6 protein-coding genes are annotated in these 5349 nt (G+C 40.0%); all 6 read left to right on the top strand.

What is annotated here, in order from left to right:
* Positions 1–162 precede the first annotated feature (162 nt).
* On the top strand, positions 163–399 hold the full coding sequence (locus EEX84_RS16390) for a hypothetical protein (protein ID WP_123166721.1): 237 nt from the start codon (positions 163–165) through the stop codon (positions 397–399).
* A complete protein-coding gene (locus tag EEX84_RS16550; protein ID WP_158599140.1) occupies positions 383–559 on the top strand; it encodes a hypothetical protein in 177 nt (58 codons plus the stop codon). Before EEX84_RS16390 ends, EEX84_RS16550 begins: the two co-directional genes overlap by 17 nt.
* Positions 560–1090: 531 nt before the next feature.
* A complete protein-coding gene (locus EEX84_RS16385; protein ID WP_123166720.1) occupies positions 1091–2764 on the top strand; it encodes a MutS-related protein in 1674 nt (557 codons plus the stop codon).
* 211 nt (positions 2765–2975) lie between these two features.
* On the top strand, positions 2976–3554 hold the full coding sequence (locus EEX84_RS16380) for a MerR family transcriptional regulator (protein WP_123166719.1): 579 nt from the start codon (positions 2976–2978) through the stop codon (positions 3552–3554).
* A gap of 79 nt (positions 3555–3633) precedes the next feature.
* Positions 3634–4104 carry a GNAT family N-acetyltransferase gene (locus EEX84_RS16375; protein ID WP_123166718.1) on the top strand — a complete coding sequence of 157 codons (471 nt, stop codon included), beginning with the start codon at positions 3634–3636 and terminating at the stop codon, positions 4102–4104.
* 254 nt (positions 4105–4358) lie between these two features.
* Positions 4359–4922 (top strand): tyrosine-type recombinase/integrase, encoded by a 564-nt coding sequence (locus tag EEX84_RS16370; RefSeq protein ID WP_123166717.1) that lies wholly within the window; start codon positions 4359–4361, stop codon positions 4920–4922.
* Positions 4923–5349: the final 427 nt, after the last annotated feature.

Genomic DNA, 5349 nt, shown 5'->3' with positions numbered 1-5349 from the left:
TTTGGGGTGGTGTATAACTGGGCACTCTCGGATTTTCTTTTCTCAAATTTATTGGGTTTTTAAATTTTATTCTTCGCCTTTTTTTCAAAAGAGAAGGAAATAGGCAGAAAGAGCATAAGGGAAACGTGCCCCCATTTTCAATGTAGGACTAGGCAGAGCCTAGTGTTTGGGTGGGTACACGAAATTTCGGTTTTGGCACAGTTTTGTTCCAAAAAAAATCGGCTTTGGTACAGTTTTGTACCACTTCTTTTTACGGGTTGGCACAAGTTTGTGCCAGAAAAAAAGACAGATTTGAAAATGAAACCAGTGATTTTTTTAGAAAAAATTCAAGAGAAAAAATGGTTTTTAAAACGGAAAACAGCTCAAGAAAAAAAGAAAAAGAATGTCGATCGGCTCTAAAAAAGTTGGTACAAAACTGTACCAAACGACCAAAAAAAGTGGAACAAAACTGTTCCAAAACGCATTTTTGCTGCAAGCAAGTAAACCCCTGGCTCTGCCAGGGCTGGCAATGCAATTGCAAGCACGTTTTCCTTATGCTCTTTCTCTGTTTTTTGCTTGATCCATGAAATTTTCGGTTTGATTTGAGCCCCTGCAGGAAAACTAAAACGGCGCCGTTATTTTTGAAAAAAATCACTGCGTATAAATGGGCACTCGCATTGAATCTATTTGTTTTGAATTTCGTTTTTGAACTGGGCCGAACATTTCTAGAAAAAAGAATGGGATTTCCAAGCCGATCGACAGCAGCAAAAATTCCGGAGTGTCCAGTTATACACCACCCCAAAATCGGGGTGGTGACAGGGATTCATTTGTCGCCTTCGGATGTAAAAAATACATAGATAAAAATAAAAAGATAGCAATAATTCGTTCGGAAATATAGCTGGAAATAGAAGAACGTTCGCAAAGTATATAGCCACATTTGCGAACGTTCTTTTTCTGTTTTTCAGATGCTTTTGAGATGTTCGAAAACGTGTACTTTTACGAACAGTTTTTAATCTTAATTAAATAATGTTTATAAGATGTAAGTTCCTGCCCCTCTCAGTGAAACTTTCTTAAAGCGAATCCGTATAAAATAAGAGGAAGAGGTGCTGACGTGGAGAATCCATTTATATTAATTGCTGTATTCGTCGCCTGTCTGATTGCATATCAACTTTTAACACGAAATCGACGGAAACTGAAGAAGATTCGACAAGAATGGGAAACTGGAACTTACATAGCGTTACATGAAGATATTCAATCTGTATCTTCGTACTGGAGAAACAAAAAAGAGCGTGCAGAATTTTATGCAGGCATCGATCAGATTACTTGGGACGACTTAGCGATGGACCAGGTGTTTAAAAAGATGAATTACACCAAGACCAGTGTCGGCTCAGAATACTTATTCAATCAATTACGGGACATAGATCCGAAACTTAAGGGGCTTCAGTCCAAAGAAGAACTTTATACACTCGTTGCCCAGGATGATAAGTTGAGAGAACAAGTTCTCCTCATTTTGTCCAGCCTTGGAAAACGCAATTATGCCGATAGTTCTTCCTATTTTTATCATTTCAACGATCATAAGATTAAGTTTGCATACGTGTATGTCCTTCTCGCTTGTATACCGATCATCTCGGTTTTTCTCATGTTCTTTAGTTTAAAGGTTGGTATCATCAGTTTGATCTGTTCATTATTGATAAACGCCTTGATTTATTACCGCAATAAAAAGACATTGGATAATGATTTGCATTCCATTACATATGTAGCTGCCATTGTAAACACAGGGAAAAGTTTGGCTTCCATTCGACATCCACAATTCTCCATATATAGAGATCTAATGAAAAAGGAAGGGAAAGGGCTGAAAAGAGTTTCCTTTTTCGGTAAGGTCTTGTCTATTGGTACGTATACAGGCGGAGACTTTGACATTCTTTTAGAATACTTCCGAATTGTGTTCTTGCTCGACTTCATTTCTTATAATCAAATTGTGAAAGCGATTATCACGCATCAGAATGCATATAAACAATTGTGGGAATCTATTGGTGAACTGGATGCCGCGATTGCGATTGCCTTTTACCGGAAATCACTTTCCTCTTATACATTGCCTCAGTTTATCGACAAGGAAGAACTTTCATTTGAGGACTTGGCCCATCCACTTCTAAATGATCCGGTAACGAACTCTTCTACATTAGGCAAGACTGTATTGATTACCGGATCGAATGCTTCTGGAAAATCAACGTATATCAAAGCGGTTGCCATCAACGCCATATTGGCGCAAACGATTCATACAGTCTTGGCTAAAACGTGGACAATGAAACCGAGTTATATCGTGACTTCGATGGCGATTCAAGACAACGTACTAGATGGGGATAGTTATTTCATTGCAGAAATTAAGTCGTTGAAACGAATCATCCAGCTGAGCAAGGAAAAGAAACCCCTTATTTCTTTCGTGGATGAGATTTTAAAAGGCACCAATACGATTGAACGGATTTCTGCATCGGCAGCCATCATGGAATGGTTGTCTGCAAACAAAGGGATGAACATTATTGCTTCCCACGATATTGAACTGACGGAAATTGCAGAGGGAGTTTATACCAATTACCATTTCCGGGAATCAATTAAGGATGGGGAAGTGCTGTTCGATTATAAGATCCATGAAGGACCATCTGTAACCCGAAATGCTATTAAGCTATTGGAAATTCTAGATTATCCCGAAAGTGTAACAAACCAAGCGAATCAACTGGCCCAGCAGTTCACCGATATACGTGAATGGAAAGAATTAAACGCAGTCTAAATATTGTGGATTTAAGATGGTTATTCTAAAGGACGATCCGAAAAATTAGTTTACATATCATCAGATTATCGGCAGTCCGATAACAGAAAACTGGAGAAGATGCTGGTCTGCAGCATCTTCTTTTTTATTTTCTAGGAACCTTTATTGAAAAAGTAGATGCAAGGCAGATCGAACTCTTATAACATGAAACAAAAGAGGTGGTGAGCGACTGATGATGACACCCAGCGAAGTATGTAAGCAATTAAGTATTTCTCCTTCAACGTTACGAAAATACAGCCTTCGCTTTGAATCGGAAGGTATTCTCTTCAAAAGAAACAAAAGTAACAGCCGGATTTACACCGTCACAGAGGTCGCGGCGCTACGCGAGTCTATAACGGTCACAAAAAGCGGTAACATAACGTTTGAGAACGCCGTCAGAGAAGCTGCTGAGGGCTTAAAAGGCGCATCTACAATAACGCCAGAAAACGGCGTCACAAGCCCACCGCCGCGGCGTCATGACGACGTCGCGACAGCCGTTATCTTGAATAAATTGGAAGCTCTTGAAGAAGAGAACCGAAGTTTGAAAGAAGAGATGCGAAAACGTGACTCTTTGTTTGTGGAAGTCTTGGAAGAAATGAAGCATAAATTGGATCGGATAGAAGAGAATCAGAAGCAACTAGCTGCACCAACGCCCGAAGAACCAGAACAAGATTCACCAGAATCGTCCTCACAACAGCCAGGAAGCGAACCTGAGCCAGTAACACCTAAAAAAGACACGCGAAGTTTATGGGCCAGGATCTGGAACAAATAAAAGTCACTAATTTAGGGGAAACGAATGTAACTTAAGTGCAGTTAAGTTACATTCGTGGAAACTAGAAAGGAGGAAAACAATGATAATAAACTTTGCAACATCTTCTGATACACCAGTAATTCATGATTTAATGATTAAGGCGTTTATGGAATACAAAAATGACATTCCACCATCGAGCGCTTTGGAAGAAACAGTTCAGTCAGTTTCCTATGCATTCGAAAAAGGAGAAAAAGCAATAATTGCTTATGAAGAAAAGCAACCTGTGGGAATGGTGAGATTTCAATTAAAAGACGAGGGATTATATTTTTATCGTTTGTCCGTTATTCCTGAAAAACAAGGAACAGGAATTGCAAAAAAGATTTTGAAATCCTTAGAAACTTATGCCGCCAAAATCAATGTTTCTACAATTCTTTGTAAAGTAAGAGTGACTGTAACTAAGAATTTACAGCTGTACAATTCCATTGGTTATCATGTTTATGATGAAGAAATTGTACATAAACCAAACGGTATAACTATTAAAGTTGTTTCTATGAAAAAAGTTCTTTCATGAAATTGGAATTTTCTTTTTGAATGTAACTTATTGTGAATTAAGTTACATTCAAAACCCCCATTCCATTGACTTCGCCAGAAAAACCAGCGAAACTAGAATTACTAGAAAAAATGATACATTCAAAACCTTGATTCCACTGGGCTCGTCTTTCCTTGGCGGCGCTCTTTTTCTTTTGGGCCAAATGCCTTGAGTAGTTCGTTACATCGTTTTTTCCAGCCATCCAAACAACAGCAGCCAACCGAAAGGAGCAATCCATGAACAAACAGAACGAAATCAAAGACGTGCAGCCGATCCGGTCGCTGGAAAAGATTGAGGACATGAAATGGAGTTTGAAGAAGTGGTGCAGCGAACGGGATTACATCCTGTTTCTCCTGGGCATCAACTCCGGGCTGCGTGTCGGGGATCTGTTAAAGATCAAAACGAGCGAGATCCAGGGCAAGAAAGTCGTGTCCTTGCGTGAAGGCAAGACGGGAAAACGCCGAACCATCCACCTGGGCAACATCTACGATGAGCTGAATGCCTATATCGGCACGTTAGAGGGAACTGAGTGGCTGTTTCCGAGCCGGAAGGGGCAAAACCCCATTTCGCGTGTTCAAGCCTACAGACAGCTCCAGAAAGCCGCACAGATGGTCGATATTTCCGTGGGCATCGGCACACACACTCTCCGGAAAACATTCGGCTACTGGCATTACAAGCAGTTCCGAGACATTGCCGAGCTGCAGAACATCCTCAACCACACGCATCCGAACGTCACGTTGCGCTATATCGGCATCACGGACGAACAGATCGAGAGCAACCTGAAAACATTTCGGCTCTGAAACGATGAACACTATCTGGAAGTTTCCAGGAATGTTCATCGTTTTTTATATAGTCAAAAAAGCCATTTAAGGGGGTTCTAAGCTTTTTTAAACATTCACCTTCCCTAAGTTCATCTTTTTTCTAAAAACCGTTTTTAAAGAGGTTCTGTGCGTTTAAACGGCTATGTTGAAAAGAAGAAGCGAAGAGATGATGATTTCTGGGTTACTTCTTTTGATTTGGGTTTTGATTTTTGAAAAGCCACACTTTTGGTCCCATTTTTCCACCACCACCAACTTCCTTGCGCGCGTGCGCGTGTTGTTGGTGTTTTTAATTACTTTGTTTTAATTGTTTTAACTGTTTTAGGGAGGGTCTGAGCCCTTGGTATGACTGGCTTTTAGAGACCTAATTATCACACTTTTGATTCTAAACATCACACTTTTGATTCTA

It is taken from the genome of Planococcus salinus, assembly GCF_003719725.1.
In the GTDB taxonomy this organism is placed as follows: domain Bacteria; phylum Bacillota; class Bacilli; order Bacillales_A; family Planococcaceae; genus Planococcus; species Planococcus salinus.
The sequence above is the reverse complement of the archived record's forward strand: the minus strand, read 5'-3'. Positions and strand labels throughout refer to the sequence as shown.